This is a genomic window from Pseudomonas sp. CCC4.1, assembly GCF_035019225.1.
Taxonomy (GTDB): Bacteria; Pseudomonadota; Gammaproteobacteria; order Pseudomonadales; family Pseudomonadaceae; genus Aquipseudomonas; species Aquipseudomonas bubulae.
The window spans coordinates 120,110-146,043 of sequence record NZ_JASJWL010000001.1 but is presented as its reverse complement, the minus strand read 5'-3'; the positions used below and the strand labels follow the sequence as shown (position 1 = coordinate 146,043).

21 protein-coding genes are annotated in these 25,934 nt (G+C 58.9%); 8 read left to right on the top strand and 13 right to left on the bottom strand.

What is annotated here, in order from left to right; genetic code table 11:
- Positions 1-104: 104 nt before the first annotated feature.
- The 3 genes from QN377_RS00605 (at position 105) to QN377_RS00595 (ending at position 2,211) form a co-directional block, all read left to right on the top strand.
- Positions 105-458 (top strand): hypothetical protein, encoded by a 354-nt coding sequence (locus QN377_RS00605; RefSeq protein WP_095000183.1) that lies wholly within the window; start codon positions 105-107, stop codon positions 456-458.
- Positions 459-640: 182 nt separating this feature from the next.
- On the top strand, positions 641-1,291 hold the full coding sequence (locus tag QN377_RS00600; protein WP_271350445.1) for a c-type cytochrome: 651 nt from the start codon (positions 641-643) through the stop codon (positions 1,289-1,291).
- A complete protein-coding gene (locus QN377_RS00595; RefSeq protein ID WP_095019133.1) occupies positions 1,288-2,211 on the top strand; it encodes a c-type cytochrome in 924 nt (307 codons plus the stop codon). The genes QN377_RS00600 and QN377_RS00595 overlap by 4 nt, the downstream gene beginning before the upstream one ends.
- 40 nt (positions 2,212-2,251) lie before the next feature.
- Here the strand turns inward: QN377_RS00595 and QN377_RS00590 are convergent, their stop codons facing one another.
- The gene (locus QN377_RS00590; RefSeq protein WP_095000186.1) at positions 2,252-2,533 is read right to left on the bottom strand and encodes a hypothetical protein; all 282 of its coding nucleotides are present in this window, start codon (positions 2,531-2,533) and stop codon (positions 2,252-2,254) included.
- Positions 2,534-2,564: 31 nt separating this feature from the next.
- Complete coding sequence (locus QN377_RS00585) at positions 2,565-2,747, bottom strand: hypothetical protein (protein WP_095000187.1); 183 nt, start codon at positions 2,745-2,747, stop codon at positions 2,565-2,567.
- A gap of 225 nt (positions 2,748-2,972) precedes the next feature.
- Here QN377_RS00585 and galU point away from each other — a divergent pair, with 225 nt between their 5' ends.
- Together galU and gorA are read left to right on the top strand one after the other, a co-directional pair.
- Complete coding sequence (galU, locus tag QN377_RS00580; protein ID WP_016780941.1) at positions 2,973-3,812, top strand: UTP--glucose-1-phosphate uridylyltransferase GalU; 840 nt, start codon at positions 2,973-2,975, stop codon at positions 3,810-3,812.
- Positions 3,813-3,946: 134 nt separating this feature from the next.
- Positions 3,947-5,305, top strand: coding sequence for a glutathione-disulfide reductase (gorA, locus tag QN377_RS00575; protein ID WP_095000188.1), 1,359 nt, complete (start codon positions 3,947-3,949; stop codon positions 5,303-5,305).
- Between the two features lie 107 nt (positions 5,306-5,412).
- Here the strand turns inward: gorA and bcsC are convergent, their stop codons facing one another.
- The 9 genes from bcsC to bcsE are packed head-to-tail and all read right to left on the bottom strand — an operon-like array spanning position 5,413 to position 19,270.
- Positions 5,413-8,943, bottom strand: a complete 3,531-nt coding sequence (gene bcsC, locus QN377_RS00570) for a cellulose synthase complex outer membrane protein BcsC (RefSeq protein ID WP_322212872.1) — start codon at positions 8,941-8,943, stop codon at positions 5,413-5,415.
- Complete coding sequence (gene bcsZ / locus QN377_RS00565; protein ID WP_095019135.1) at positions 8,931-10,043, bottom strand: cellulose synthase complex periplasmic endoglucanase BcsZ; 1,113 nt, start codon at positions 10,041-10,043, stop codon at positions 8,931-8,933. The genes bcsC and bcsZ overlap by 13 nt, the downstream gene beginning before the upstream one ends.
- A 4-nt stretch (positions 10,044-10,047) precedes the next feature.
- A complete protein-coding gene (bcsB, locus tag QN377_RS00560; RefSeq protein ID WP_095000191.1) occupies positions 10,048-12,375 on the bottom strand; it encodes a cellulose biosynthesis cyclic di-GMP-binding regulatory protein BcsB in 2,328 nt (775 codons plus the stop codon).
- Positions 12,372-14,972: a UDP-forming cellulose synthase catalytic subunit gene (bcsA, locus tag QN377_RS00555; protein ID WP_095000192.1), complete on the bottom strand. Its 2,601-nt coding sequence runs from the start codon at positions 14,970-14,972 to the stop codon at positions 12,372-12,374. The genes bcsB and bcsA overlap by 4 nt, the downstream gene beginning before the upstream one ends.
- A complete protein-coding gene (gene bcsQ / locus QN377_RS00550) occupies positions 14,857-15,690 on the bottom strand; it encodes a cellulose biosynthesis protein BcsQ (RefSeq protein ID WP_322212875.1) in 834 nt (277 codons plus the stop codon). The genes bcsA and bcsQ overlap by 116 nt, the downstream gene beginning before the upstream one ends.
- A complete protein-coding gene (gene bcsR, locus QN377_RS00545; protein ID WP_095000194.1) occupies positions 15,687-15,923 on the bottom strand; it encodes a cellulose biosynthesis protein BcsR in 237 nt (78 codons plus the stop codon). Before bcsR ends, bcsQ begins: the two co-directional genes overlap by 4 nt.
- A complete protein-coding gene (gene bcsG / locus QN377_RS00540; protein ID WP_322212877.1) occupies positions 15,893-17,539 on the bottom strand; it encodes a cellulose biosynthesis protein BcsG in 1,647 nt (548 codons plus the stop codon). The genes bcsR and bcsG overlap by 31 nt, the downstream gene beginning before the upstream one ends.
- Positions 17,526-17,726, bottom strand: a complete 201-nt coding sequence (gene bcsF, locus QN377_RS00535) for a cellulose biosynthesis protein BcsF (protein ID WP_095000196.1) — start codon at positions 17,724-17,726, stop codon at positions 17,526-17,528. Before bcsF ends, bcsG begins: the two co-directional genes overlap by 14 nt.
- Positions 17,723-19,270, bottom strand: a complete 1,548-nt coding sequence (bcsE, locus tag QN377_RS00530; protein ID WP_095019137.1) for a cellulose biosynthesis protein BcsE — start codon at positions 19,268-19,270, stop codon at positions 17,723-17,725. Before bcsE ends, bcsF begins: the two co-directional genes overlap by 4 nt.
- A 517-nt stretch (positions 19,271-19,787) precedes the next feature.
- Between bcsE and QN377_RS00525 the strand changes: the two genes are divergently transcribed.
- Both QN377_RS00525 and QN377_RS00520 read left to right on the top strand, forming a co-directional pair.
- Entirely contained in the window at positions 19,788-20,024 is a 237-nt protein-coding gene (locus tag QN377_RS00525) for a YdcH family protein (RefSeq protein WP_095000197.1), read from the top strand.
- Between the two features lie 26 nt (positions 20,025-20,050).
- Complete coding sequence (locus QN377_RS00520) at positions 20,051-20,347, top strand: putative quinol monooxygenase (protein ID WP_095038784.1); 297 nt, start codon at positions 20,051-20,053, stop codon at positions 20,345-20,347.
- 66 nt (positions 20,348-20,413) lie between these two features.
- On the opposite strand, the gene QN377_RS00515 is transcribed toward QN377_RS00520, so the two are convergent.
- Complete coding sequence (locus QN377_RS00515) at positions 20,414-22,186, bottom strand: acyl-CoA dehydrogenase C-terminal domain-containing protein (RefSeq protein WP_218723464.1); 1,773 nt, start codon at positions 22,184-22,186, stop codon at positions 20,414-20,416.
- 139 nt (positions 22,187-22,325) lie between these two features.
- Positions 22,326-23,948, bottom strand: a complete 1,623-nt coding sequence (locus QN377_RS00510) for an acyl-CoA synthetase (RefSeq protein WP_095000200.1) — start codon at positions 23,946-23,948, stop codon at positions 22,326-22,328.
- A 180-nt stretch (positions 23,949-24,128) separates the two neighbouring features.
- Here QN377_RS00510 and QN377_RS00505 point away from each other — a divergent pair, with 180 nt between their 5' ends.
- The gene (locus QN377_RS00505) at positions 24,129-25,934 is read left to right on the top strand and encodes a PAS domain-containing sensor histidine kinase (RefSeq protein WP_095038787.1); all 1,806 of its coding nucleotides are present in this window, start codon (positions 24,129-24,131) and stop codon (positions 25,932-25,934) included.

Here is a 25,934-nt window from a genome sequence, read left to right as displayed (position 1 = left end):
TGACGTAAAACGTGGATAATCCGCCACTATTGAGTATTTATTCACTATGGCCCGGGAGAAATTCCGCATATCCATTGTCGTAGTGTCTTTAACGGAGAATGTCTATGAAGTGGGGCGTATTAGCGGCGTTGCTGGCCTTGGGTGGCTGTGCATCCGTTACCGATATTGAGCAGACGCTGCCCACCATGAGTGTGATTTCGGGCAAGAAGCCCGACGCCTATGCTCAATGTGTGGTGCAACAACTGTCCAGCACACGCAGGGCACCTCAGATTGAACCGCATAAAGACGGTTTTCGGATTATCGTCCCGCAAAAGCTGACCTCCAATCCAACGGCGGTCATTGATATTGAAGAGCGCTCCGGCGGCAGCAGTATCAAGGTGTACGAAAGCATGTCCAATGTACCGGTGCGCCCGGGCGATATTCGCAAAGCCGCCACTCACTGTATTTCCGGTGACTGACGCCTTATCTCAGTCAACCGGCGGCAAGACCCCAACCTGACGTTTGCCTTGCGCACGTCAGGTTTTTTTTGTCCTGCTTTACCATTGGATCCGAAGCAGTGTTGTGACCAGGTAAGAATTCTCCTAGGATCTGTAGGCTTATATTTTATAGGCCTAAGCATATAACAATAATGGAGCTGGTCATGATTCCACTCAAGCGAACGCTATTGAGCAGCCTCATGCTGCTCGCCGTGAGCAATACCCAGGCACAACCGATCCCCAACATCTACCTGCAGGGCGGTGCCCAACCGGGTGCCACGGCCTGCGTGGCGTGCCACGGTGCGGATGGCATGGGGCTGGCACCTGCCGGGTTTCCGCGATTAGCCGGTCTTTCTGCCGATTACCTGAGCAAGCAACTGCACGACTTTCAAAGTGGCAAACGGGTCAGCCCGGTGATGCAACCCCTGGCCAAGGCCCTGAGCGACCAGGAAATTGCCGCGGTCACCGCCAGCATTGCCGCCATGCCGGCCCCTGCGGTGCCTGCCATCAACCGCAGCAACATGCCTTCAGGCCCTGGAGAAAAGTTGGCCTTGCGCGGCGCCTGGGAGCGTCAGATACCCGAGTGCGTCAGCTGTCATGGCCCGGGTGGGGTGGGGGTGGGAAGTGCCTTCCCGCCCCTGGCCAATCAACCGGCGCTGTACCTGACGGCGCAGCTCAATGCCTGGCGCGATGGCACCCGGCGCAACGATCCCAATGACCTGATGGGTCATATCGCCAAGGCCATGAGCGAAGACGAAATCAAGGCGGTTGCCGACTATTTCAGCACTGTAGGGCACAAGGAGGTCAAACCATGAAACGTCTGATATCAACCTGTGCGGCATCCTTCCTCTTTGGCAGCGCGGTCCATGCAGCGCCCATTGCGATGGAAGACCAGTCGCAGATCAAGGTGCCTGCACCTGCCGATAACATCACCTACTTTCAGCCGCCGCAACAAAGCGATTTGCCCGACAACGCCTACGGCAAAATGGTGATGGACGGCTATGCCCTGTTTGTTGACACCAAACGCCAGGCCCCGAAGTTTGTCGGCAATGGCCTTAACTGTACGAACTGCCATCTTGATCAGGGTCGTCTGGCCAACTCAGCCCCGCTGTGGGGGGCGTATCCCATGTACCCGGCGTACCGCAAGAAAAACGACAAGGTCAATACCTTTGCCGAACGCCTGCAGGGCTGCTTTCAGTTCAGCATGAATGGCGGTACGCCACCGGCTGCCGATAGCCGCGAGATCACGGCGCTCTCAACCTATGCCTATTGGTTGTCGACCAAGGCTCCTACGGGGGTTGAGTTGCCGGGACGAGGGTATCCCGATGTGCCCGAGCCCAAGGCTGGGTACAACTTGAGCCGTGGTGCTGCGCTGTACAAGGACCAATGTGCCGTCTGTCATGGTGACAACGGGCAGGGGCAAAAGGTGGGGGAGGACTATGTGATGCCGCCATTGTGGGGCAAAGATTCCTACAACTGGGGAGCCGGCATGCACCGGATCAATACCGCGGCATCGTTTATCAAGCACAACATGCCACTGGGCAAGGCCAACAGCTTGAGTGACGAGCAGGCCTGGGATGTGGCGGCGTACATCAACACCCACGAACGGCCACAGGACCCTCGACTGGTCGAAGGTTCAGTGGAAAAAACCCGGTTGAAGTTCCATGCCAATGACGGCGTCAACGTTTATGGGCAAACCGTGAATGGCGTTTTGGTCGGCCAGGGCACCCGGTAATTGCAGTTACCGCTAAAGTCATGCGCTTTAGCGGTATCCCTTACTTGCAGGCCACTACGACAGTGCGACTTTTAAAATTACCTACATCTGCGCCCAGGGTTTTCTCGCTTTGCGCAAGCGCAGGCGAACCATCCGTGGCAATGATGGTATAGCCAGTACCGGCACATGAGGCCTCGGCTTTCTCATAGCACTTGGCCCAGGACATGGCCTCGCCAGAACAGTCTATGCTCAACCCTTGTTTGCCATCGGCCAGGTAAGTGCTGGATGCCGTCGCGCACCCACCCAGAGTCACCAATGCGAGCAGTGTCAGAACTTTCTTCATCCGGGTAACCATCACATAAGTGGAGTTGCTGTTATTTTTTGCTGCGTCGGGCTGCTGGCTCAGGTTGGTCCTGAAATACCGAGGCGACTTCTGCTGCGGCCTGTTGCGAGCTGAATGGTCCGGCAACGTTTTCACCCGAGGCAGCAAACACGCACCATTGGCCCGATTCATCGGGTTTGATCTCATAACCGTTAACGCTGATTGTTGCTGACATCGAAAAGCTGCCTGATTGGCTGGATTAATGGCGTGATAATAGCGCAAGGGCATCACGGGTAGTGGTAAACACGATGGGTGCCAATCAAATTCAATCGCAAAGGAACTAACGGGCTAAATATTTATCTAGGTTGGCATCAGTTTGCTATCGAGAAGCATTGTAACGTCGATGCTGCCTGATTAGACTGCGCCAAATTTGGAACGTACAGCCCTTTAAAGGACTCATATGATCAAGAAATGCTTGTTCCCAGCAGCCGGTTACGGCACTCGCTTTTTGCCAGCGACCAAGGCCATGCCAAAAGAAATGCTGCCGGTGGTGAACAAGCCACTGATCCAGTACGGGGTTGAAGAAGCACTGGACGCTGGCTTGACTGAAATTTCCATCGTGACGGGCCGCGGCAAGCGCGCTTTGGAAGACCACTTTGACATCAGCTACGAGCTGGAAAACCAGATCAAGGGTACTGATAAAGAGAAGTACCTGGTCGGTATCCGCCGCCTGCTGAGCGAGTGCTCGTTCTCGTACACCCGTCAAACCGAAATGAAGGGCCTGGGCCACGCAATTCTGACTGGCCGCCCGCTGATCGGCGACGAACCCTTTGCCGTGGTTCTGGCAGACGACCTGTGCGTCAACCTGGAAGGCGACGGCGTCCTGACACAAATGGTCAAGCTGTACAATCAGTACCGCTGCACCATCATCGCGATCCAGGAAGTTGATCCGGCAGAAACCAACAAGTACGGCGTGATCGCTGGCGACCTGATTGGTGACGACCTCTACCGCGTGCGCAACATGGTTGAAAAACCTGCTCCGGAAGATGCACCTTCCAACCTGGCCATCATCGGCCGTTACATCCTGACTCCGGATATCTTCGATCTGATCAAACAGACCGAACCGGGCAAAGGCGGTGAAATCCAGATCACCGACGCGCTGATGAAGCAGGCGCAAAACGGTTGCGTGATTGCTTACAAGTTCAAGGGCAAGCGCTTTGACTGCGGTGGCGCCGAAGGCTACATCGAAGCAACCAACTTCTGCTTCGAAAACTTCTACAAAACCGGCAAAGCTTACTGATAGCGGCCCGTTGTAGATCGCTTCAAGAGAAAGCCACCCTCGGGTGGCTTTTTCGTTTTTTTGCTGTCGGCAACTTCCAGCGCTGGTCAATCGCGCAGGAGCGATTATGCTGATGGCCTGCCTAGGAGAGAGAAATGGCCTACGAATTTGATCTATTTGTCATTGGTGCGGGTTCTGGTGGCGTGCGTGCTGCACGTTTTGCCGCAGGTTTTGGCGCAAAAGTGGCTGTAGCAGAAAGCCGCTATCTGGGCGGTACCTGCGTGAACGTTGGCTGCGTGCCGAAAAAGCTGCTGGTGTACGGCGCGCACTTTGCTGAAGATTTCGAGCAAGCCTCGGGGTTTGGCTGGAGCCTGGGTGAGGCCGACTTTGACTGGGCGACCCTGATCGCCAACAAAGACCGCGAGATCAATCGTCTCAACGGTATTTATCGCAACTTGCTGGTCAACAGCGGTGTGACCCTGATCGAAGGTCACGCGAAAATAACCGGCCCCAATGAAGTTGAAATCAACGGTCAGCGTCATACCGCCAAACATATCCTGATCGCCACCGGCGGCTGGCCGCAGATTCCCGACATCCCGGGCCATGAACATGCAATCAGTTCCAACGAGGCATTCTTCCTCAAAGAGCTTCCCAAGCGTGTGCTGGTGGTGGGCGGTGGCTATATCGCCGTCGAGTTTGCTGGGATTTTCCACGGTTTGGGTGCGAAAACGTCCTTACTCTATCGTGGCGAGATGTTCCTGCGCGGTTTTGATGGTGCAGTGCGCAAGCACTTGCACGAAGAACTGATCAAGCGCGGCATGGACGTACAGTTCAATGCCGATATCGAGCGGATCGACAAGCAGGCCGATGGCAGCCTCAAAGCCACACTCAAGGACGGTCGCGAGCTGATCGCCGATTGTGTGTTCTACGCCACGGGCCGTCGGCCGATGCTCGATAACCTGGGCCTGGAGAACACCGGGGTCAAACTCGACAAGCGCGGTTTTGTCGAAGTGGATGATCTGTACCAGAGTGCCGAGCCATCGATCCTGGCCATTGGCGATGTGATCGGTCGCGTGCAGTTGACGCCCGTGGCGCTGGCCGAAGGCATGGCCGTGGCGCGCCGCCTGTTCAAGCCCGAGCAATATCGGCCGGTGGATTACCAAATGATCCCGACGGCTGTGTTCAGCCTGCCTAACATCGGCACGGTGGGTTTGAGCGAAGAACAGGCCATTGAGGCGGGACACAAGGTGCAGATTTTCGAAAGCAGCTTTCGCCCGATGAAACTGACACTCACCGAGTGCCAGGAGCGTACGTTGATGAAGCTGGTGGTGGATGCCGACACCGACAAGGTGCTCGGTTGCCATATGGTCGGGCCGGAGGCGGGGGAGATCGTGCAGGGACTGGCGATTGCCTTGAAGGCCGGGGCGACCAAACAGCACTTTGACGAAACCATCGGCGTACACCCGACGGCTGCTGAAGAGTTTGTGACCATGCGCACGCCGGTAAAACGCTGATTTTCACTGTGGGAGCGGTCTTGCATCGCGATGCAGACGGCGCGGTCTATCTGTTAAACCGCGTCGCTCCGATCGCGAGCAAGCCCGCTCCCACACTGATTTGCCAATTACCTGAAATCGGCATACGGAATCAACGGTTGCACCGGCATCGGCAAGTTGCCCTGCCACACGTCGAAGGTATAACGCAGGTAGAGCATCGCCCGGCTCGGGGCATAGTCATCGCTGTGCTGATAGAGCACTCCGCCGCCCAGTACCAGATGATCCGACAGCCTGCGCTCTACCAGCCCCTGTACGCGGTAACCAATGCCAGTGCTGCTGCCGCCCGAGGTCTGCCCCAGACCGTCGGCAAGCTGGTAGCCAGCATCATCGAGCCGCTGCAGCAGTTTGCTGTTCAGTCCGTCCAGCGGGTAAAGGTCATTGGCATCGGTTTTCGCATACGACCAGCTCACCGAGCTTTCCAATGCCACCGACCAGTTGGCGGTACGGAAGGCGTAGTTCAGCGGCACACCAATCGAATAGTACTTCTGCGGGCTGTAGTAACCGCCCTGGCCGAGAGTGTATTCACTCGAGTCCTTGTCATACCCCCAATACATCAGTGTCAGACCGGTGCGCAAACGTTCGTCGGCGCGCTCCACCAGACGGTAGTAATAACCGGCCATGGCCGTGCTCTTGTGGTTGTCTTCGACGTTTTTGCCGCGCAACCAGTGCTGGCCGAAACTGGCCCATACACCGTCTACGCCCCCTTCGTCGTGGCTCAGGCTCAAGGTCACACCGTTGGACGTGACGCCGCCCCAGGTCACACCGGTGTTGGGATCGGTAGCCCCGGCATAGGACAGGATCGAGTTGCTCAGCGGGCGACGTGAACCGGTCAGGGTCCAGCCCAGTGAGCCGATCTTGCTGCTGTAGGCCACACCGCCCAGCCAGTTGGGTACCTTGAAGTTATCCGGTGTACGACCGATATCGATGTTCCACACCTCGTTTTTCCAGCCCGCCGCCATCATCGTGCCGTTGACCGATTGCGAGCGGTCATCGCAGCCAGAGAAGTCAGGGCCATTGGTACCCTTGCGATTGACCTCCACAGCACAGGTGCCGTAGTTCTCGCGCACGAGTCCGTCCGGGTCGGCATCGAATTTTCCTGCATCCATATTCAACTGTTCTGCGCGCAGAAAACCGCTGCCATCGGCCACCGGCAGGTCCAGTTGCAGGATGGTGGTTCGGGTGTCGGTGTCCGAAGTGCCGGCGGAAGCATCGTCCGAACGCCAGCCATAGTCGGTATACAGATGAACTGTCGGATTTTGCCGCTGGTAGAGTTCGTCCACATCACTGCGCAAGCTACGGGCCAGCCACTCGTCATCGTCCTTTTCACGACTGGCCATGGTCATGGCGCGATTGTCCCGGGGGTTGCCTTGCTCAGGGGTAATCAGCCCTGCGGCGGCCATGCTTTTGGCATAGTAGTCCAGTGCCTTTTGCGGCTCCCTGGCCGACATCAGCCGCGCCGCGTCGCGATACATCAGGGGGTCAGCCTGCGGTGATTGCAACAATTGGGCATAGATGGCCTGGGCCTTTTCAGGCTCACCCACGGCGGCCCAGGCATTGGCTACCCGACGTTGCTGTGAAGGGGTCAATGGCGTGCCGGGGGCAGGGGTAAACTGTGTCAGTTGCTGACGAGCCGAAGGCAGCTGTTTGCTGGCAATCAGGGTTTCGATCTGGCCCAGGCGCGCATCGGTGTTGCCCGGTTCTTTTTTCAGCACCTGGCTGTAGAGGTTTTGCGCCTGTTCATAGTCACCACGCTCCTGGGCCCAGCCAGCGATGGTCATCAGATCGTCGTTGTCCGAGTTCTGCATCAACAGGGCAATCGCTTGCGGCTCTTGCCCGGCGGCGCGCAGACTTTCAGCCCGGGCCACCAGTACATTGCGTTGCAGCCGCGTATCCAGCTCACGCATGGAGTCGCTCCATTGCGCCTTGGGCAGTTGTTCCAGAACGCTCAAGGCACTGGCATCGCGCTCGGTACTTGATAGGTACAACGCGTAGGCATAAAGCGCTTCAGGGTTGCGACCCTGACGAGTCATCAGCTGTTTGAAGCTGTCATCAGCGGCGCCCGGCTGGTTGATTTCGCGCTGGGCGTTGGCCAGACGATAAGTGACCCAAGGCTCATCGGGGCTGAGGTTACGGATTTTGCTGAGCAAGGCGACCACTTGCGGCCAGTCCTTGCGCTCGGTAGCGGCATCGGCCTGACGGTTCAGTTCGTCAAGTTCGATGCTCTGGCGCAGGCTGGCAAATTCCTTCTGGCTGGCAGGCGGCAGGCGATCAAGGAAAGCCTTGGCCTTTTGCGGGTCTTGCGCGCTGTACAGACGCATCAGCCCACGTACCGCACTGCCATTGCCGGGCTCAAGACGACGGGCCTGCAACAGCAAGGCTTCGGCCTGGATATCGTCGTGCTCGGCCTGGGCCACGCTGGCCAGGCCTATGAGTGGGTCGGCATCGCCGGGCTTGGCCTTGCGTGCCTGGGTAAAGGCCGTGCGCGCCGCTGCCGGGTTATTTTGTTCAAGGGCCTTGTCGCCCTGACTGAGCAGCATGCGGTAGCGGCTGGCGTCCATCAGGTCTTGCCACTTGCTGATATTGGATGTGTCCTGTTCTTTGCTGCGAGCGGTGGCAAAGTTGCTGTTGGCTTCGGCATAGCGGCCCTGGCGAAACTGCGCCATGCCCAGGGCACCGTAAAGGGTCGGGTCGTCGGGGTATTGTTTGAGAGCGCGGCGCAGCAGGCCTTCGGCGGCTGCCGGGTTGCGCGACTGGTCGATCATTTGCTTGCCCTGGGCGCCGGCGGTCCATGCCGGGTCATTCAGCAGGCTGTGCTGCTTTTGCAGGTTTTTATTGGCCTCGCCAATCAGCGGCGAATTTGGATAGCGCGCAATAAAGCCCTGCCAGGCCTGCGCCGATGTGCGATCCACCGGCAATGTGCTGAGGTAGGTGTATTCACGCTCAGCCGCAGCATTACTGGCGACCGGGTCTTTGGCCAGTTGCTGCAGGACGATCAGGGCTTCTGGCGCACGGTCTTCGCGGAACAACAGGTCGGCCAGGGTTTGACGCAGGCCGGGGTTGCCCGGGTACTGTTTGTCCAGGCTGCGCAGTTGCTCGATGACCTGTGCACGCTGGCCCTGGATATTGCTGCGGATGCGCAGGTATTCCAGTGCCGTGGCAAAATCCGGCGGGGCATTGCCAAACAGTCGCTCGAAAATCGCCACGGCTTCTTCAGGACGACCGGCCGCAGCAAACAGGCGCGCCTGTTGCAGGTCTTTCTGGCTTTGTGGGTTTTGCAGCTTCATCAGGCTCTGGGCCTGACGCAGTGCCGCCGAATCAGGGGCAACATTTTGCAACTGGGCCAGACGCTGCCTGGCCAGCTCCGGGTTTTTCTCCAGCAATGCCTGGCGTATCGACGCCACCAACGCTTGCGGGTTGTTGGGTGAGATCAATTGCAGCCGTGCCAGCGAGTCACGCACCAGGTCTTCGCGGTACATGGCTTCGCCGATCCGAACCTGCTCCAGCAGCCATTGTTGCTGCTCCTGCACCGTGCTCGGCTGTGCAATGGCTGCAGTGGACAACCCACCGAGCAGGAACGCCCACGTTGTTATTTTTGGCATGTTTTGATCCACGAAGGTAAAAGCTGCCCATCCTTGTCAAAGCGATAGCGTTGTTCATCCCAGCCCTGGCCGAACAGCAGCAGTGACTGGTTGTAATAGGCATCGGCCGCAGGCGGCTGTTGCTTGATCCGTTCCTGTTGAACCGCCAGCGCGGGGGAGTCCAGGCTGGACAGTAACGGCAGCATGGCGGCGGAAAACCCTACCGGCCCCGTGCCGGTGTATTTGCCGGTAACGGCATTGACGCTTTCTGGCACATAGCTCAGGGTTTGGGTGAGGTTGGCCATGGGCGCAAAATGTTCTTGCAGTGGCTGGCGACCGGCCGCGTCCTGGGCCAGCATGCCAACCCACAGGTAGACGCGAATGGCATCGTAGTCCCCCAGCGAACCCTCCTTGCTGTCCGGTGCCCAACCGCCACCGGCTTTCCACTGCAGCCAGTCCGGGGCAAAGCCTTTGGGCGAAGTCTCTATCAGCATGCGTTGCTGGTTGCTCGCCAGTTCGGCCCAGATCGGTGATATACGCGCAAAACGGGCCAACAATTGCGGTGGCAAATAGCTGGGGTTCAGGCGCCAACCCTTGGGGCTGTCAAAACCCACATCCCCGGGCAACAGCATCAGGCCCAACCCGGGCAGCTTGCGCAGGCTTTGCGCAGCGCTGCGCCAGAGCATGTTCTGCCCAAGCGCGACATACTCGGGCCACTGCCACAGCCTGCCGGCTTCGAGCAGGCTGTAGGCGATCCACAGGTCGGCATCGCTGGCATTGTTGCTGTCCAGGATCTGCCACTTGCCGTTTTTTGCCAGACCCCATTGCCAGGCTGGCAGATGAGCCTCAAGGCTGCCACCGGCGAGGTTATTGCGGGTCCACTCGAGAATCCTCGCAAAACTCTTTTTGTCGTTGCCCAGCAAGGCAAAAAACAACCCGTAGCTCTGACCTTCCGAGGTGGTGATCATTTGCGCCGACGAGCCATCGATAATGCGCCCGTCGCTGCTCATCATGGCCTTCTTGTAACTGTCCCAGGCGGGCCAGTCACAGGATTGCGCACTCGCCACCTGAGGCAATAGCCCCAGGGTCGAGCTCAGGGTAAGTGCCGCCAGTCGCTTCATGGCGTTAGTCATGCTTGTTCAGGCGACGGTTGGCCGCCCAGCTCAAGGCACGCCACAGCAGGAAGGCGCTGAGCAGAACGCTGATCACGGCCAGCACGGTGAGCAGCACCGGGTGCTCGGAGAGCTGGTACCACAGCAACAGGTACCATGGCAGGTTGCCAACAAAGTACTGGTCACCCACCAGTTGGCTGTAAACACCGCTGCTGCGGATCAGTGCCGCGGAGCCCGCTACTGCGTCCAGCTTGCCGCTGTCACCGAGGACTTCGCGCAACAAGTTGTAGTCTGCATCGTCATTGGCCAACATTGCCACGACACTGCGCTGGTTATGGGTCGGGGACTGCATGCCCAGGATAGCTGCAATCGGGGCCTGCGCTGTGACTTCCACCTTGTTGGCTGGCACGTTGCGTGCGTCGGTCGACGGCGTGCGACGAATGTTGGCATCAATACCGGTGGTGCCATGTGGCTGTACCAGCATGTCACGCTGGCGTTGCAGCAATACGCTCAAGTCCGGGTTATCGCGCAGGTCTGGTGCCATTTGTCCCAGTACCAGCAGGTCGGCATCTTCCTTGGAGGCGGATTGCCAGTCATCGGTCAGGCGCAAGCCGAACGCCGGGTAGCCGGAACGCGCAGAAATGCTGGCCACGGTTTCAAGCAGGGTGCTGATTTGTGTCGGTGTGGTGTCTTTGGGTACGACAACGATGGATTCGGACATGTCGGCCATGCGGCTGAACGGGAAACCACTGCGGGCAAAGGCCTTGAGGTCCGGCATGCTGATGTAGTGGTAGTAGCCGGACATATCGATGGTGGAGTCCTCATCGATAATTGCCTGGGTGTTGGCCGGCAGGATGGTCTGGCAGCGATCTTTCTGTGAACTGCCCATGGTGCTGGCAAAGTTGAAGTCGAAACGCAGACGGTTACGGTCGCCAATTTTCAGCGAAGGCACGATCAGTTTGTCATTGACGTTGGCTGAGTCGTTGGACAGCACCGACAGGCGCAGTTCTTCGAGGTTGCTGGTGTCTTTGCGCAGCAATGGCAGGCTGGTGAGGAACTGGTCATTGAGGCTGATATTCAAGCGCGAATCATCATTGGCCGACGGCGCGGTGTAGCGGTACTGGGTGCGCAGCGGAATACCCTGGTTGCGCCACACAAACAGGTCAGGCGGCAGGTTGACGTCCAGGGTAATGGCGCGAGGCACCAGCCCGCTGACTTGCAGTTGTTGCGGGTAACTGACCAGTTCGGCAAAACGCACAGGGCGGTCGGTACGCATCCACGCCGGAGCATCGTAGGGTTTGCGCGGTTGCAGTTCCTGGACCTTGTCGATGGTCACACGGGAACCGCGCATCAGGTTGCCGCCCAGGGCCAGGGCCTTGGCGGCTGTAGCCAGGTCTTCTTCGTTGCGACCCATGACCAGCAGGATTTTGCTGTAGGGCGCATCCGGGTGATTGATCATTTCGACCACAGGCGCGGTCACGGCCGGGAATTTCTCCAGATCGCTCATAAATGCAGGGCGGTGATCGTTGGTGGCAAACACCACGGTGGGCTGGACGGCATCCTTGTCCTGCACGCCGGGCAGGGTATCGAACACGACCGGGAAATTGGCCCCGCGCCAGTTGGACTGGCTACCGAAGTAGGAGGCCAGAATCGCGGCAGCTTTCTGTTCGCCCAGGGTCGGGTTGGCCGCGAAGACAAACGGCAGTTCGAGTTTGCCGCTGTTGCGCGGGTCGAAAAACGGTAGCGGGAAAAACGCCAGATCGTTTTGCAGGCTCAGCGCCTGTTCCTGCAGGGTAATGCTGCTGCCACGGCTGATATTGACCCACAGGGTGCTGTTGGCCGGGTCTTCGCAGAATTCGGTGTAATGGCCGACAAACTCCAGGCGTACGCGGTTGAAGTCCGAAATCAGTCGCGGATCAAGGGCCATCTTTTGCGTGGTTTTACGCCCCAACTGGTCCTTCTCGATCGGCAGCACGCCCATCAGCACATCGTTGAGGTAAACCCGGATATGGGAAACCGTCGGGATCAGCGAAGGCGAGGGCGTGTATTCCAGCTGCAGGCTGGCGTCGCTGGCAATGCGGTCCCGGCGCATGCCGAATTCCACCTGGTCGGCGCTGTTGATACCCAGCAGCAGGGAGTCACCGGGGCGCCCCAGTTGCTCAAAGGTATAGGTCACCGGCCAGCTTGGCAGTACCTGATCGGTTTGTGCAAATGCAGGTTTTGGCAGCGTTTCGGCCACTGGTGAGCTCCCCGGCAAAGGCAGGGGGGCCGACATCAGCTGTGAGGCGAAGGTCATCAGCGCTAGGCTGGCGAAAATGGTTTTTTTGGTTATACGACTCATGATCTGCTCACTGGCCGGGAAATAAGAGGGGTGGAGGTGGGCATGCGCGGCAAAAAGCTGCCCAGCCACTGAAAGATGTGCAGGAAAGGTTTTGCCAACACGCGGACCCACGCCGGCAGGTATTCATACAGGCGGTAATAGCCCTTGATGCCCAGGGCCAGGATCTCCTTGAGACTCTGGATCGGCTTGTCGGCTTCAAAACCGCTGTTGTGATCAAGCCAGGCATCGGCGCGGCCAAAGGTGCATTGCACGAAGGCAATTTTTTCTTCGGCCGGTAACCGGGCAAAGCTGAGACCAATAAAACGTTCGCTGGAACGGGTCAGGGTGCCGGTGAATACAAACTCGCGGTTGCCGCGTTGCAGAATCAGTGAAACCGGCGTGCCGACGGGCAATTGCAGAGCCTGGCTCAGTTGCAGGCCGACGCCACCGTCGGAGTAGTCCACCAGCTCACAAGGGTAGCTGTGCCCGTCAGCCAGTTTCACCGCCCCCGGCAAGCGCGCGAGTACCCGGTGGGTGTTGCGCACCTGGCGTACTTCCGCGGCAACTGCAACCGCAGCCCCGATGATCAGCAGGTTGTAGATCACCCACAGGACGCTGACGATCACGGTGAAGATTTCATCCCTGGGGCCATAGAACAGGCGCCAGACGGCAAAGCCCAGGCCGAGGATGTTCAACACCGACAAAATCAGATAGGGCTTGGCGGTCTGCCAGTCGAACTGGTTTTCCTCCATCATGCCGCCCTTGGCCGTGACGTTGAATTTGCCCCGTGACGGGCTGAACAAGGCCACCGTGGTCGGCCGTGCGATGTACCAGGCCAGCACGGTTTCATACACCTCGCCCCAGAATGTCTGGCGGTAGGCGCCTTGCATCCGCGAGTTGGTCAGGCTGGCGTGGATCATGTGCGGCAGCACATACAACAGGATCATCGCCGCCGGGGCGTAGATGATGTAAGCGTGGAAGAACAGGAATGCCAGGGGCGCAGTGAGGAACACCAGCCGCGGCAGCCCCACCAGAAAGTGCATCATGGCGTTGGTGTAGCAGATGCGCTGGAAGATCGTCAGGCCCTTGCCCAACAGCGGGTTGTCAGTGCGGAAAATCTGCACCATGCCCCGCGCCCAACGGATGCGCTGGCCGATATGCGCCGACAGGCTTTCGGTCGCCAGCCCCGCCGCCTGCGGAATACGCAGATAGGCCGAGGTCCAGCCATTGCGGTGCAGGCGCAAGGCGGTATGGGCATCTTCGGTCACGGTTTCGACAGCAAAACCGCCGATGGAGTCAATTGCGGTACGCCGCAGTATGGCGCAGGAGCCGCAGAAGAACGCGGCGTTCCACATGTCGTTGCCGTCCTGGATCAGTCCGTAGAACAGCTCGCCTTCGTTGGGGCGGTTACGGAAAGTACCCAGGTTGCGCTCGAACGGATCCGGCGAGAGGAAGTGGTGCGGGGTTTGCACCAGCGCCAGTTTCGGATCGCGCAGAAACCAGCCAACCGTCAATTGCAGGAAGGAGCGGGCAGGCATGTGGTCGCAGTCGAAAATCGCCACCAGATCGCCGTCGAGCAATTTCAGGGCATGGTTGAGGTTACCCGCCTTGGCGTGACGGTTGTCGGTGCGGGCGATGTAGTTGATACCCACTTCCTCGGCGAAGGTCTTGAAACTTGGGCGGTTACCGTCATCGAGCAAATGGATGCGCAGCTTGTCTTTCGGCCAGTCGATACCCAGCGCCGCATACACCGTGCCACGGGTAACCGACAATTCTTCGTTGTAGGTGGGAATCAGCAGATCCACTACCGGCCACTGATCGGTGTCTGCCGGCAGCTGTGCCGGTTTGCGATTGAGCGGCCATGAGGTTTGCACATAACCCAGCAACAGGATCAGCCAGGTATAGGTTTCGGCCACCAGCAAGGTCAGGCCGCAGACCAGATCGAAGGTGTCGTTCCAGTTCAGGGTCGAGGTATAGCGCCACCACAGATAACGGCACGACACGATGACCGAGAGCACGATCAGCAATAATGTAGGGAAGCGCCCCGGCATGCGCCGGACCAGCATGGCCAGCATCCACAGCAAGACGACAAACACCAGTTGCGCAAGGAAACCGAACGGTTCGGTAATGCACAGCACAATCAACGCCAGGGCCAGTACGCCCATGGCGATATACAGGCCCTTGCGCAGCGGCCATTGAATGTTGTCCCACCAGTGCGAGCCTTTGGTGACTTGCGGGCTGAGGGTGGTGGGCAAGCGGGCAAAGGCATTGGACAGCAGGTTCCATGGCCGTTGCACGATCATCAGCAAGGCCGAGAAAAAGCTGGCCGTGCGCTGGCGGAAGCGTTGCCGGCCGATCTGGTCCTGGTTGGGCGTTCGCACCAGCAGTAGCCACAGGGTTTGCACCGTGTAGCGTAGCGGGTCACCGATGGTCGAGGGCTTGTCCGCCAGGTGCGGATACAGGCGCCGGTGCTGTTCGCGCAAGGCTTGCCAGCGGGGTGATTCAAGGCGCAGGAAGATCCAGCCCAGCGCTTGAATCAGCGCCAGGGTGAAGGCGGTAAAACGGGTGCAGTTCTGCTCCCGCCGCAATCGTGTATAGGGGAACCAACGCCTGATCATTCAAGCCTCTGCCACGCAGCAGGCACCAACTGGCCAGGCTGATAATGTCCAGGGCAATCAGGCTGGAGGGCGCATAGCGCCCGGCAGGCTCGCTTCTGGCCAGGGCCTCGGCCATGGCTTCATCTGCATGCAGGTTGACTGGCACCAGTGCATGGGCATAACGCTGTTGCCAGATCAGCAGCAGATCGCGCTGCAACTGGCTGGCGGCATCGAAGCGATTGACCAGAAACAGCGGGGTCTGCGTCAGCTGCGGTTGCAACAGCACATGGCAGGCAGCATCGGCGTTGGTAACCATCATCGAGAGTGCGCAGTGCGGGTTGGTCATATGCCCAGGCAAGCGTTGCGGCAGGTCGAAGAGTATCCAGTCAAACGCGTTCGCCAGCGCAGCCTGGCGCTGGCTCCAGAGCTTTGGCTGTTCAATCAGCAGGGCATCGAGGGCAAAAAGCTCGCTCGGCTTCAATTGGCCATAGGGCAGCACGCACAGGCCTGGCTCTACCACCCAGGCGTGTTCGTGCCAGGGTTGCCGGTCAAGGGTCGCCCGCGCCCAGCCTTCACGCGGGGCAAGGTCCATATTGAAATGCAGGCCCAGGGAGTTCTCCGGGCACATGTCCACCAGCAGCACTTTCTGCCCCAGCTCATGCAGCGCATGGCCCAGGGCCGCCAGGGTTGAGCTGGTGCCCACGCCACCCCGCACGCCACGCAAACTCATGCTGATCATGGGGTTTGCTCCGTGTCCTTGGCCAGCAACGGGGGCTGCTTGTACTGCGCCTCTAGATAGGCCAGCAACGGCCAGCGCTCAAAGGCCTGCAACAGCTCCATATGTGCCGAGACATCGACATATTCCAGGGCATGCAGCTCCATCATGGATTTAAGCCGGGCAATATCATCGGCCCGTTCTTTGCGCGAAAGGATATCGGCGCTTATTTGAACCGCTGTGGGTAAGGCAGCCATCCGCCGTTCTCCTTGATTCGCACATAAGGTTTGCCGTTGTAGTCGAGTACTACGGTCCCTGAGTTTTCCGATACTTTCGCGGTTTTCGGCAGATCGGTGAGCAGCCTGGACCAGTCCACGGTCTGGCCATTGCTCAGCGCCGGATCGGCGTACAGGCGAGCTATGATTTCTGCCACGGCCAGGTAGCTGCTGGGTTCACTGACGTGGATAGGCTGGGTTTGCGCGTTGTCGCCCATATTGATCAGCTTGATACCCACCGGTACATGGGTGATGGAGTCACTGGGGATTTCGCGCATGCCGGCTATCTGCATGCGGTCACCGTGCAGCGCTGCGCCATGCTCAGGGACGATGGCTACCACGACGCGACGGCCACTTTTTTCCAGCTCTTTAAGGAAGGCATTAAGATCGTCGAGAAGGATCTGCGCCCGGCTGCGGTAGTCAGCGGCCTGGGTGCCGCCATCGGACTGCACCTGGCGGTTACCGTCGTGCAGGCTGGTGGTGTTGTAGAACAGCGCCATATTGGGTGAGTCTTCAGTCATGCGGTGCTGCCACCACTTGCTCAGCACATCACGGTCGCCCCAGATCGGCGAGCCGTCAAAACCGACATAGGTACGCGGCAGGCCTGCGGGTACAACACCCAGAGCCGGAGGAGGCAACTGGCCCTGTTCACGCACTTCCTGCAGGAAACCGTCGAATTCACCGGTGTGGTTAAGCATCAGCTCATTGGAAAAGCCCAGCTTGCGCAAGTCATCGAACAACAGGCACTGATCCGCCGGTTGTTTGTACAGCTGCGCATGGGAGGTCTGACCGCAACTGGCGCGCAGCAAGCGAATGGCTGCGGGGCCGCTGTAGGCGGTGGCCGAGTTGAAGTTGTCGAATATCACGTCCATCTGGCTGAACAACGGGTTGTCACGCAAGCCCACGGCATCCAGGTCGTCCCAGGCCATGGAACAAATATTGATCACCAGCAGATCGAACGGGGGCGGCTTGACTGCCGGTTCCTTGAACTCGACCTTGCGCGTGGATTCGTTGAGATAGAACTTCTCCAGGTAGCCATTGAGCGTCGCGTCGTCGGGCTCGCCTGCGCTGACGGTCGGCACGCCCGTGGCAGTCTGTGCGCCGGCCATTTGCGGTTGCACGGAAGGTGGCAACAGCCACTGCAGATTGCCCATGCCCAACCAGGCAAAGCCCAGCAGGGTGAGGGTGGTCAGGCGCAGCCACTGGTTCAGGAACAGGTAGCCGACAAACAGCAACAGCAACAGGGCGCACACTTGCCAGTCGATAAAACGCCCCAGCAGCTCGACGATATAGTCGAACGAAAAGTTCAACACCCCGGGTTGTGCCAGCAGGCGGCTGAAGGGCGGGAACCAGGTGTCCTGGTACAGAAGGGCCACGGCCACCGGAATGGCAATCAGGGTGCGCAAACGGCGTAGCGCCGGGTTGGCGATCGGAATCAGCAAAACGGCAGCAAATATCAGGTTGGGCAAAATCTGGATGTTCAGATGCCCCGTCCAGGCCAGCAGGAACTTGGCCAGGAAATACAGGTTCCAGGCGCCCAGGCCGCTCCAGGATCCGGCAATTTTGTGCGCCGGTGCGTCAGACTTAAACAGACTCATCAGGCGTTCTCTGAGCAGGGCTGGCTGGCATGCGACGGCGAACGCCGCACGATTTCAAATAGCGGGGAGAGAGGTACTGCTCGAAATGACTTTTCAAGTACATCCGCATGCGCTGCCAGAACAGCGTCAGCAGTACGGTCACCACACAGGTCAATGCAATGACATCGATTAGCTCAAGGAACGTCATGACTGTGGCTCACTGATAGGCAGGGTGAATCTTTGCGGATTTAACGGCGCACGTTCACCCGTAGCAGATACCGCTTGCGTCGCATGGGTCTCGACGGGGATATGCAAGTGTGCAGGCACGGCGCCAGCTTTCATAAAGGCGTCAGCCGGCAGATCGGACAACCCGCTGAGCATGCGGCGCTGGCTGAACATGTCGCGCCAGGGCAGGCGGCAAACATTGCCCAGTGCCGGTTCCAGTCCGTCAGCGCGGCAGGCAAACAGAAAGAGGTAAAGCTCGCCATCCAGCAGGCAGGCAAAGTCGCCGAATCGACGCAGGCACATCTGATTGAGGAACAGTTCCTCACCAATGCCGGGCACCGGTTCGAACTTCATCAACTGGTGGGTTACCTCACCCGAACTGTCCTGGTAGATCTGCGCAACGGCTTCGAAAAAATCACGGGGGCTCACCAGCCCGCGAATTTGCGGCGGGCGCTGACGTTCCAGAAGGGTCTTGAAATCAATGTTCTGCGTGTACTGCCAGCGCTGCCCCTGAATGCTTTCAATCATGCTCAGAAAACGTGAGAGCAGGGTGCCGTCGGGAACGATCAGGTTGGCCCCGCAGGCCAGCAACAGACGTTCATCGCGGTAGCGCACCGACGGTTCCATTTCGCGCACAACGATCTTCAACTGCGGCCCGCAATGTTCGCGCAAGTCATGCAACTGCTGTGCAAGCTCAAGTAACTGGTAGCTGTTGTCGATGCCGACAATTACGGTCGCGGCGCTGGCTGACTGGGCTGCTTCGAGCAATGCATCACGGTTTTCGAACAGGTACCAGTGCTTGGACATTGACGGCGCACCCTCCAGCACGGAGCGCTCGGCAAGATAAACGTGCTGATCGTCCGCTACCCGGGGCTGGGTATCGACCTCGGTTTGCGGGATCAGGCGCAAGGTCGCGTCCTGGTCCGACAACTTGAACTCCTGCCCGGCGCTAACGCCCAGATCGCTGTGCCAAAAGTGCAACTGATAGCGCAGGTCGCCGTTGTAGCGGTACAAGCGACTTAAACCGGAGAGGGTTTGATTGAGTTGCAGCAACTGCGCATGCAGCAGCGCTGCCTCGCCATGGGTAATCACCAGCAATGTGGCGTTGCGCTCCAGCAGCCAGGAACGCATGCGCTCGAACCAGCGTTGCAATTGGACCGCTGTGGTGGTCTCAGCCCAACTGTTGGCAGGCAGCACCAGCAGGATCTGGCTTGAAGGGGCGGTACCGGCACGCGCAAGGTCGCGGTTCAACGTGGCCAGCCCAGGCACGATGACTCTTGGTGCGATCTCGAACAGCTTGAGTTTTTCCGGCCCGCGATCGGGCGCCATGTCGTTGACCAGGCCTTGTGCGTAGCCGGTGCTGGCAATCAAGGTTGCCGGCACGCTTTCGGGTATGTTTTCAAGAAATTGCCGAGCAAGCAGTTTTGCGTCAGCGGAGTGATCGACCGTGACCCAATACAAGCCGCCTGCGCGCAACACAATGTGTTGATCCGGCAATCCGCCTATGGCCAAACTGATATGAACCAAGCGTAACGTCCCCCAAGGATGAACAGGTGTTAAGGCGTTCGGGTACTGCCAGCCATCACCTGTCTATTTCTTTAGGTGTCAATAGAATGACTGTCAACATTTAACCCGTTACGTCTCAGTTGTTTCTTCTTGTACTGTGTGCTGTGCATCATTTATGACAAGCGTAGTACTACACTCGAATGAGTGTAAGAAAGCGCGTACTTTATCATCTGAAACATCTGGTTGAGTGGCTTGAGACTGAGGATCGTCAAAAAAATAACGGCAATATGATTGTAGTCATTAAATTGGCTACTCGCCTGGAAAGGCTGATATTCGAGGGCTCGGCACCTCAGGCCAAGGTATTTGTAGGTAACGCTCGCGAGAAAACCGGCTAAAGGGAGAGGAAAGTACGCGCCCGGCTTTCTGAGAGTCCCATTGCGTGCTATTGCTTACGCGGGTTCATTGTGAACAGAGCCATTGTGATCAGGTTCGCCCTCAGAACCTGAACCTGCCACTGAAATAGCCATGAGGTGCAGATATGCCAGTCAAGCACGACTTGTTACAGGACTTGGGGCTCACTAAAGAGGCCGTCAGCAAGTTTCGCAGCGAAAACCCGCATCTGAATCAGCTGTTTGTACAGTACGGCGAAAAAGATGCCGAGGTCGTTGAAGCTGAAGCCAACGACGCCATAGGCGTCCCTGATGATGTACTGCGCACGCTCAAGGAGCAGCGCTTGCAGATCAAGGATAAAATCGCGCAGATCCTCAGCGCTTAAGTCACCGCAAGCTGCAGGAAGTAGATATGTCCCGAATCATCAAAATTGTTGCCACATTGCGTGCCAAGCCTGGTCATGGCAAAACTGTCGAGCAGGCACTGCGCGCCTGTGTCGAAGGCTCACGGGCCGAACCGGGCTGCCGTTTCTATGACTTGCACGTGGATCGTACCGACCCCGAGCGTTTTGTCTTTATTGAAGGTTGGGCGGACATGGAGGCGATCGAGCATCATAAAACCACCCCGCACTACCAGGCGATGGCCCATGCCGTGGGCGATCTATTGGCGCATCGCGAAGTGTTGTTGCTTGACGAACTGAGCGTTTAGGCCCGGTTCAAGTGCGCAACAGCCTGCGGCGGCCCTGAACAGGCCGCCGTTTTTATTGGCGGGCGTTTAAAAATGTGCGGCATCGATCTGGAACAGTGATTCGCTGCCAGCCCGTATTCCTTGCTCCAGGCTCAGTGTGCGAGGCAACAAGCGGGAGAAATAGAACTGTGCGGTCGCCAGCTTGGTGTCATAAAACCCGGGGTCGGTACTCCGCGAGCGCTGCGCCACATCGGCCATGCGTGCCCATAGCCAGGCATACGCCACATAACCGAACAGGTGCAGATATTCGACGCAGGCGGCGCCTGTTTCATTGGGGTTGGCCCTGGCCCGTGCCTGCAGCCAGTCACTGACATCCTCAAGACGCTGCACTGCGTCCAGCAGTTCGCTGGCATAAGGCTTGCCGGGCCGGGTCGCGAAGTCACGGATGTGTGCGGTAAACAGGCGCAGGCTTGCACCGCCATTGGCGATCACTTTTCGGCCCAGCAAATCCAGCGCCTGGATGCCGTTGGTGCCTTCATAAATCTGCGCAATGCGCACATCGCGAACCAGCTGTTCCTGGCCCCATTCGCGGATATAGCCATGACCACCAAAGACTTGCTGGCCCAGCACGCAACTGTCGAAACCGGTATCGGTAAAGAAGGCCTTGGCCACTGGGGTCAGCAAGGCTACAAGCGCAGTGGCTTGCTGCTGCTCCTGCGGCTCGGTAGAGAACTTGGCCAGATCCAGTTGTTGGCCCACATAGCTGGCAAATGCCCGTCCACCTTCGGTCATGGCCTTCATGCTCAGCAACATGCGTCGCACATCGGGGTGGACGATAATCGGGTCGGCAATCTTCTCCGGTGCCACGGCTCCGGTCGGGGCACGACTTTGCAGGCGCTCGCGGGCATAGGTGCGGGCATTCTGGTAGGAGGCCTCGGCGCAGCCAATGCCCTGGATGCCGATCGACAGACGCTCGTAGTTCATCATGGTAAACATCGCGGCCAGGCCCTTGTTGGCTTCACCGATCAACCATCCCTGTGCGCCGTCAAAGTTGATCACGCAGGTTGCCGAAGCCTTGATCCCCATCTTGTGCTCGATGGAGCCGCAGCTCACCGCATTGCCTTGTCCGAGTGAACCATCGTCATTTACCAGCACCTTGGGAACCAGAAACAACGAAATGCCCCTGGGCCCTGCTGGCGCATCCGGCAGCTTGGCTAGCACCAGATGGATGATGTTTGCGGTCAGGTCCTGATCGCCGCCGGTGATGAATATCTTGCTGCCGCTGAGGCTGAAACTGCCGTCAGACTGCGGTTCGGCGCGGGTGCGGATAATCCCCAGATCGGTGCCGGAATGGGCCTCGGTCAGGCACATGGAACCGGCCCAGCGGCCTTCGTACATCGGTGGCAGGTAACGGCTTTTGAGGGGTTCGCTGGCGTGGGCATCGATGGCAAGGCAAGCACCGCTGGTGAGCGCCGAATAAAGGGCAAAACTGGAGTTTGCGCCGTAGAGCATTTCTTCAAATTGCACGGCGAGCATTTTCGGCATGCCCAGGCCGCCAAATTCAGGATTGCCCGACAGGCCTACCCAGCCGCCTTCGATGTAGGTGTTGTAGGCTGACTTGAAGCCTTCAGGTGTGGTGACCTGGCCCGCCAGCCAGTGTGCGCCTTCTTCGTCGCCACTGCGGTTGAGCGGGGCGATCAGTTGGCCGGTGACCTTGGCGGCTTCCTCAAGTATGGCGTCGGCGGTATCGGCGTCGACGTGGTCGGCCAGGGCTGGCAGCCTGGCCCAGAGTGCGGGGGCTTCGAAGACTTCGTGCAGGACAAAGCGCATATCGCGCAGGGGGGCGTTGAATTCAGGCATGAAAAACCTCGTTTTTTGCAGCTGAAGGCATTCTGTGGGAGCGGGCTTGCTCGCGATTTGGGCGCCGCGGCCTGTCTGGGTAACCGAAGCGACACCTTCGCGAGCAAGCTCGCTCCCACAGTGGGTCTATAGGGGGCAGTTACAGTGCTTTGGCCATATCACGCAGCACGAACTTCTGGATCTTGCCCGTGGAGGTCTTGGGCAGCAGGGTGAACACCACCGTACGGGGCACTTTGAACCCGGCCAGGTGATCGCGGCAAAAGGCAATGATCTCGGCCTCGCGCACCTGCTGATGATCGGCCTTGAGAGTGATAAAGGCGCAAGGCGTTTCACCCCACTTTTCACAGGGCCGCGCCACCACGGCCGCCTCCATGACGCCCGGGTGTCGGTAGAGCACACCCTCGACCTCGATGGTGGAAATGTTCTCGCCACCGGAAATGATAATGTCCTTGAGCCGGTCGCGAATTTCGACGTAGCCGTCCGGGTGGCACACGGCAAGGTCACCGGTGTGGAACCAGCCGCCTTCGAAGGCTTCGGCCGTGGCGCTGGGGTTCTTCAGATAGCCCTTCATCACCGTATTGCCGCGCATGAAAATCTCGCCCATGGTCTCGCCGTCACGGGGCGTCGGTACCAGGGTTTTCGGGTCGGCCACCATCACGCCTTCCAGCGTCGGGTAGCGCACGCCCTGGCGGGACTTGATCTGCGCGCGTTCGGCCAGAGGCTGCGCATCCCACTTTTCATGCCAGGCACAAATCGTCACCGGACCATACACCTCGGTCAGGCCATAGACGTGGGTGACCTTGATGCCCATTTCTTCCACGGCACCAATCACCTTGGCCGGTGGCGCAGCGCCTGCGACCATCGCATGCACCGGGTGGTCGATGGCAGCCTTGGCGGACTCGGGCATATTGACCAGGGCGTTGAGCACAATCGGTGCACCACACAGATGGGTGACCTGATGCTCGCGAATCAACGTGAGGATCTTTTGCGGGTCAACCCGGCGCAGGAACACATGCACGCCAGCCAGCGCGGTGATGATCCATGGGTAGCACCAGCCGTTACAGTGGAACATCGGCAAGGTCCACAAATACACCGGGTGATTGCCGATGGCCCAGACCATCTGGTTGCCCAGGGAATTGAGGTAAGCACCGCGATGGTGATACACCACGCCCTTGGGGTTGCCGGTGGTGCCGGAGGTGTAATTGAGGGCAATGGCCTGCCATTCATCTGCGGGCCATTGCCAATCAAACTCGGGATCGCCTTCGGCCAGTAGCGCTTCATAGTCCAACTGGCTGACCGGCTGGCCTTCACCGTATTCGGGGTCATCCACATCAATGATCAGCGGGGGGTGATCGAGCATGGCCACGGCCGCATGCACTACGTCATGGAACTCGCGATCGGCAATCAGCACCTTGGCTTCGCCGTGGGCGAGCATAAAGGCGATGGCTTCAGCATCGAGGCGAACATTGAGGGCATTGAGCACCGCGCCGATCATGGGCACGGCAAAGTGCGCTTCAAGCATCGCCGGGATATTGGGCAGCATCACCGCTACCGTATCGCCCTGGCCAATCCCGCGCCCGGCCAGGGCACAAGCCAGGCGGCGGCAACGACTGTAGGTCTGCGCCCAGGTGCGGCGGATGGCGCCGTGAATCACGGCAGGGTAATCGGGGTAGACGCTGGCTGTACGTTCGATAAAACTCAGCGGAGACAGGGCAATATGGTTTACGGCAGTCGGCTCAAGGCCGTGCTCAAAAATCGACATGAAGGTCATTCCGGTGGCTGATTGTTAGCTCTATGGCTGCCTGCTCTGCCGATGGCGAGCGGGTCAGTTTTATGTCCGGTCTGACTTATAGCTCACTCCGGGTTTGATATGGAAGTAATACCTAAGCAATATAGTAGTTGTACTATATAAAGAAAAATTCGCTCAAGTCCTGGATGCCCAATGCCGATCGCGCTGCTTCCCCATGACCCTCAACCCTCTGTAGTGCTTGATAGAGACGGCTTGGCGCTGGCAGCCAACGACGCACTGATCCGCCTGCTGGCGGGCAAGGGGTTGAGTCATGCGAGTGCTCTATTGCCGGGCAATCTGCCGGAGCTGGTACGCGCCTGCCTCAAGCAGGGCAGAGCCATCGAGCAGGTAGAGGCGCAAAGTGCTCAGCAGGTCTGGCTCTGGACGCTTATTCCCGACCCCGACAGCCAGTGTGTGCTGGCCCGCGGGCGTGAAGCGAGTACAGAACTGCTGGCCGGGCGAGAGGCGGCCAAAGCCCGACGCCTGTACCGGCTGATTACCGAAAACACCACGGACCTTATCTCGCGCCATACGCCTGATGGGCGTTTTCTGGATGCCTCGCCGGCGTCCTGGACCCTGCTTGGCTACTGGCCCGAAACGCTGCGCGGGACCCTGGCCCAGCGCCTGTTTCATGCTCACGACCTGAAGCTGGCGCTGCGTCAGGCCCGTGATGCCCTGCAACTCGACGGCTATCACACCATGACCTACCGCATTCGCCATCAGGCAGGGCATTACCTTTGGTTTGAAACAGCCAGCCGGGCAATTCGTGAAACCTACACCGGGGCGGTCGTCGAAGTGGTCAGTGTGTCGCGGGATATCACGGCCCGCGTCCAGGCTGAAGAGAACAAGCGGCGTCTGGCTGAAGTGGTGGAAGCCAACCCTGATCCGGTGCTGTTTATCGACCCGGCTGGCGGGGTGTCGTATCTCAACCCGGCAGCACGGCGTCTGCTGGGTCTGCTGCCCGCAGAAGGCATGCCCGCATTGGCTGATTTTTTGACCGCGCAAGTCTTGGCTACCCTGGAGAGCAACGGCTGGCACAGTGCAGAGGCGCAGGGTTTGTGGAGTCACGAGACCCGTTTGTTACCCTTGAATGGCGAGCCTTCGGTGCCGGTGTCGTTACTGCTGCTGGCTCATCGCTCGACTGCCGGAGAGCGGTTTTTCTCGCTGGTGGCACGGGATATGCGCGAGCGTGAACTGCGCGAAGCCCAGCAGCGCCATCATCAGGATGAAATGGCCCATACCGCGCGCCTGGTCACACTGGGCGAACTGGCATCGGGGATTGCCCACGAAATCAATCAACCGCTGGCGGCAGTGGTCAATTACGCCAATGCCAGTCAACGTTACCTGCAAAGCCTGGACAGTAATCCTGCCGCAGTCGAGCGTGTGGCCCAGGGACTGGAGCGGATCAACCTGCATGCCAATCACGCCGCGCAAGTGATCAAGCGCCTGCGCGGTTTTTTGCGCAAGGGGCGGCGTAACCTGCAAGCGCTGGATATCAGTGAGGTGGCGCGCCAGGCCGTCAGCCTGTGTGCCTGGGAGGCCGGGGAACGAAATGTCACTATCGAGCTGCAGTTGCCGGAGTCCCTGCCATGGGTATACGCCGACCGGGTGTTGCTGGAGCAGGTGCTGCTCAACCTGTTGCGCAATGCCATAGATGCCAACAACGAGCAATTACCGGGTCAGCTTTCGCGGATCATCCTGCAGGCTCAAACCCTTGATGGCGCCACCCTGCAAATCAGCGTGCAGGATCAGGGGCCGGGGGTAAGCGCCGGGGAGCTTGAGCAGTTGTTCACACCGTTTTACACCAGCAAGGCAGAAGGTCTCGGGCTGGGTTTGTCGATGAGCCGCAGCATCGTCGAAGGCTTTGGCGGTGAACTCAATGCCCGACCACAAACCAGCGGCTTGCTGATGTGCTGCTGCCTGCCATTGATGGCTTCACTCAACACGACAAGAGAGTAA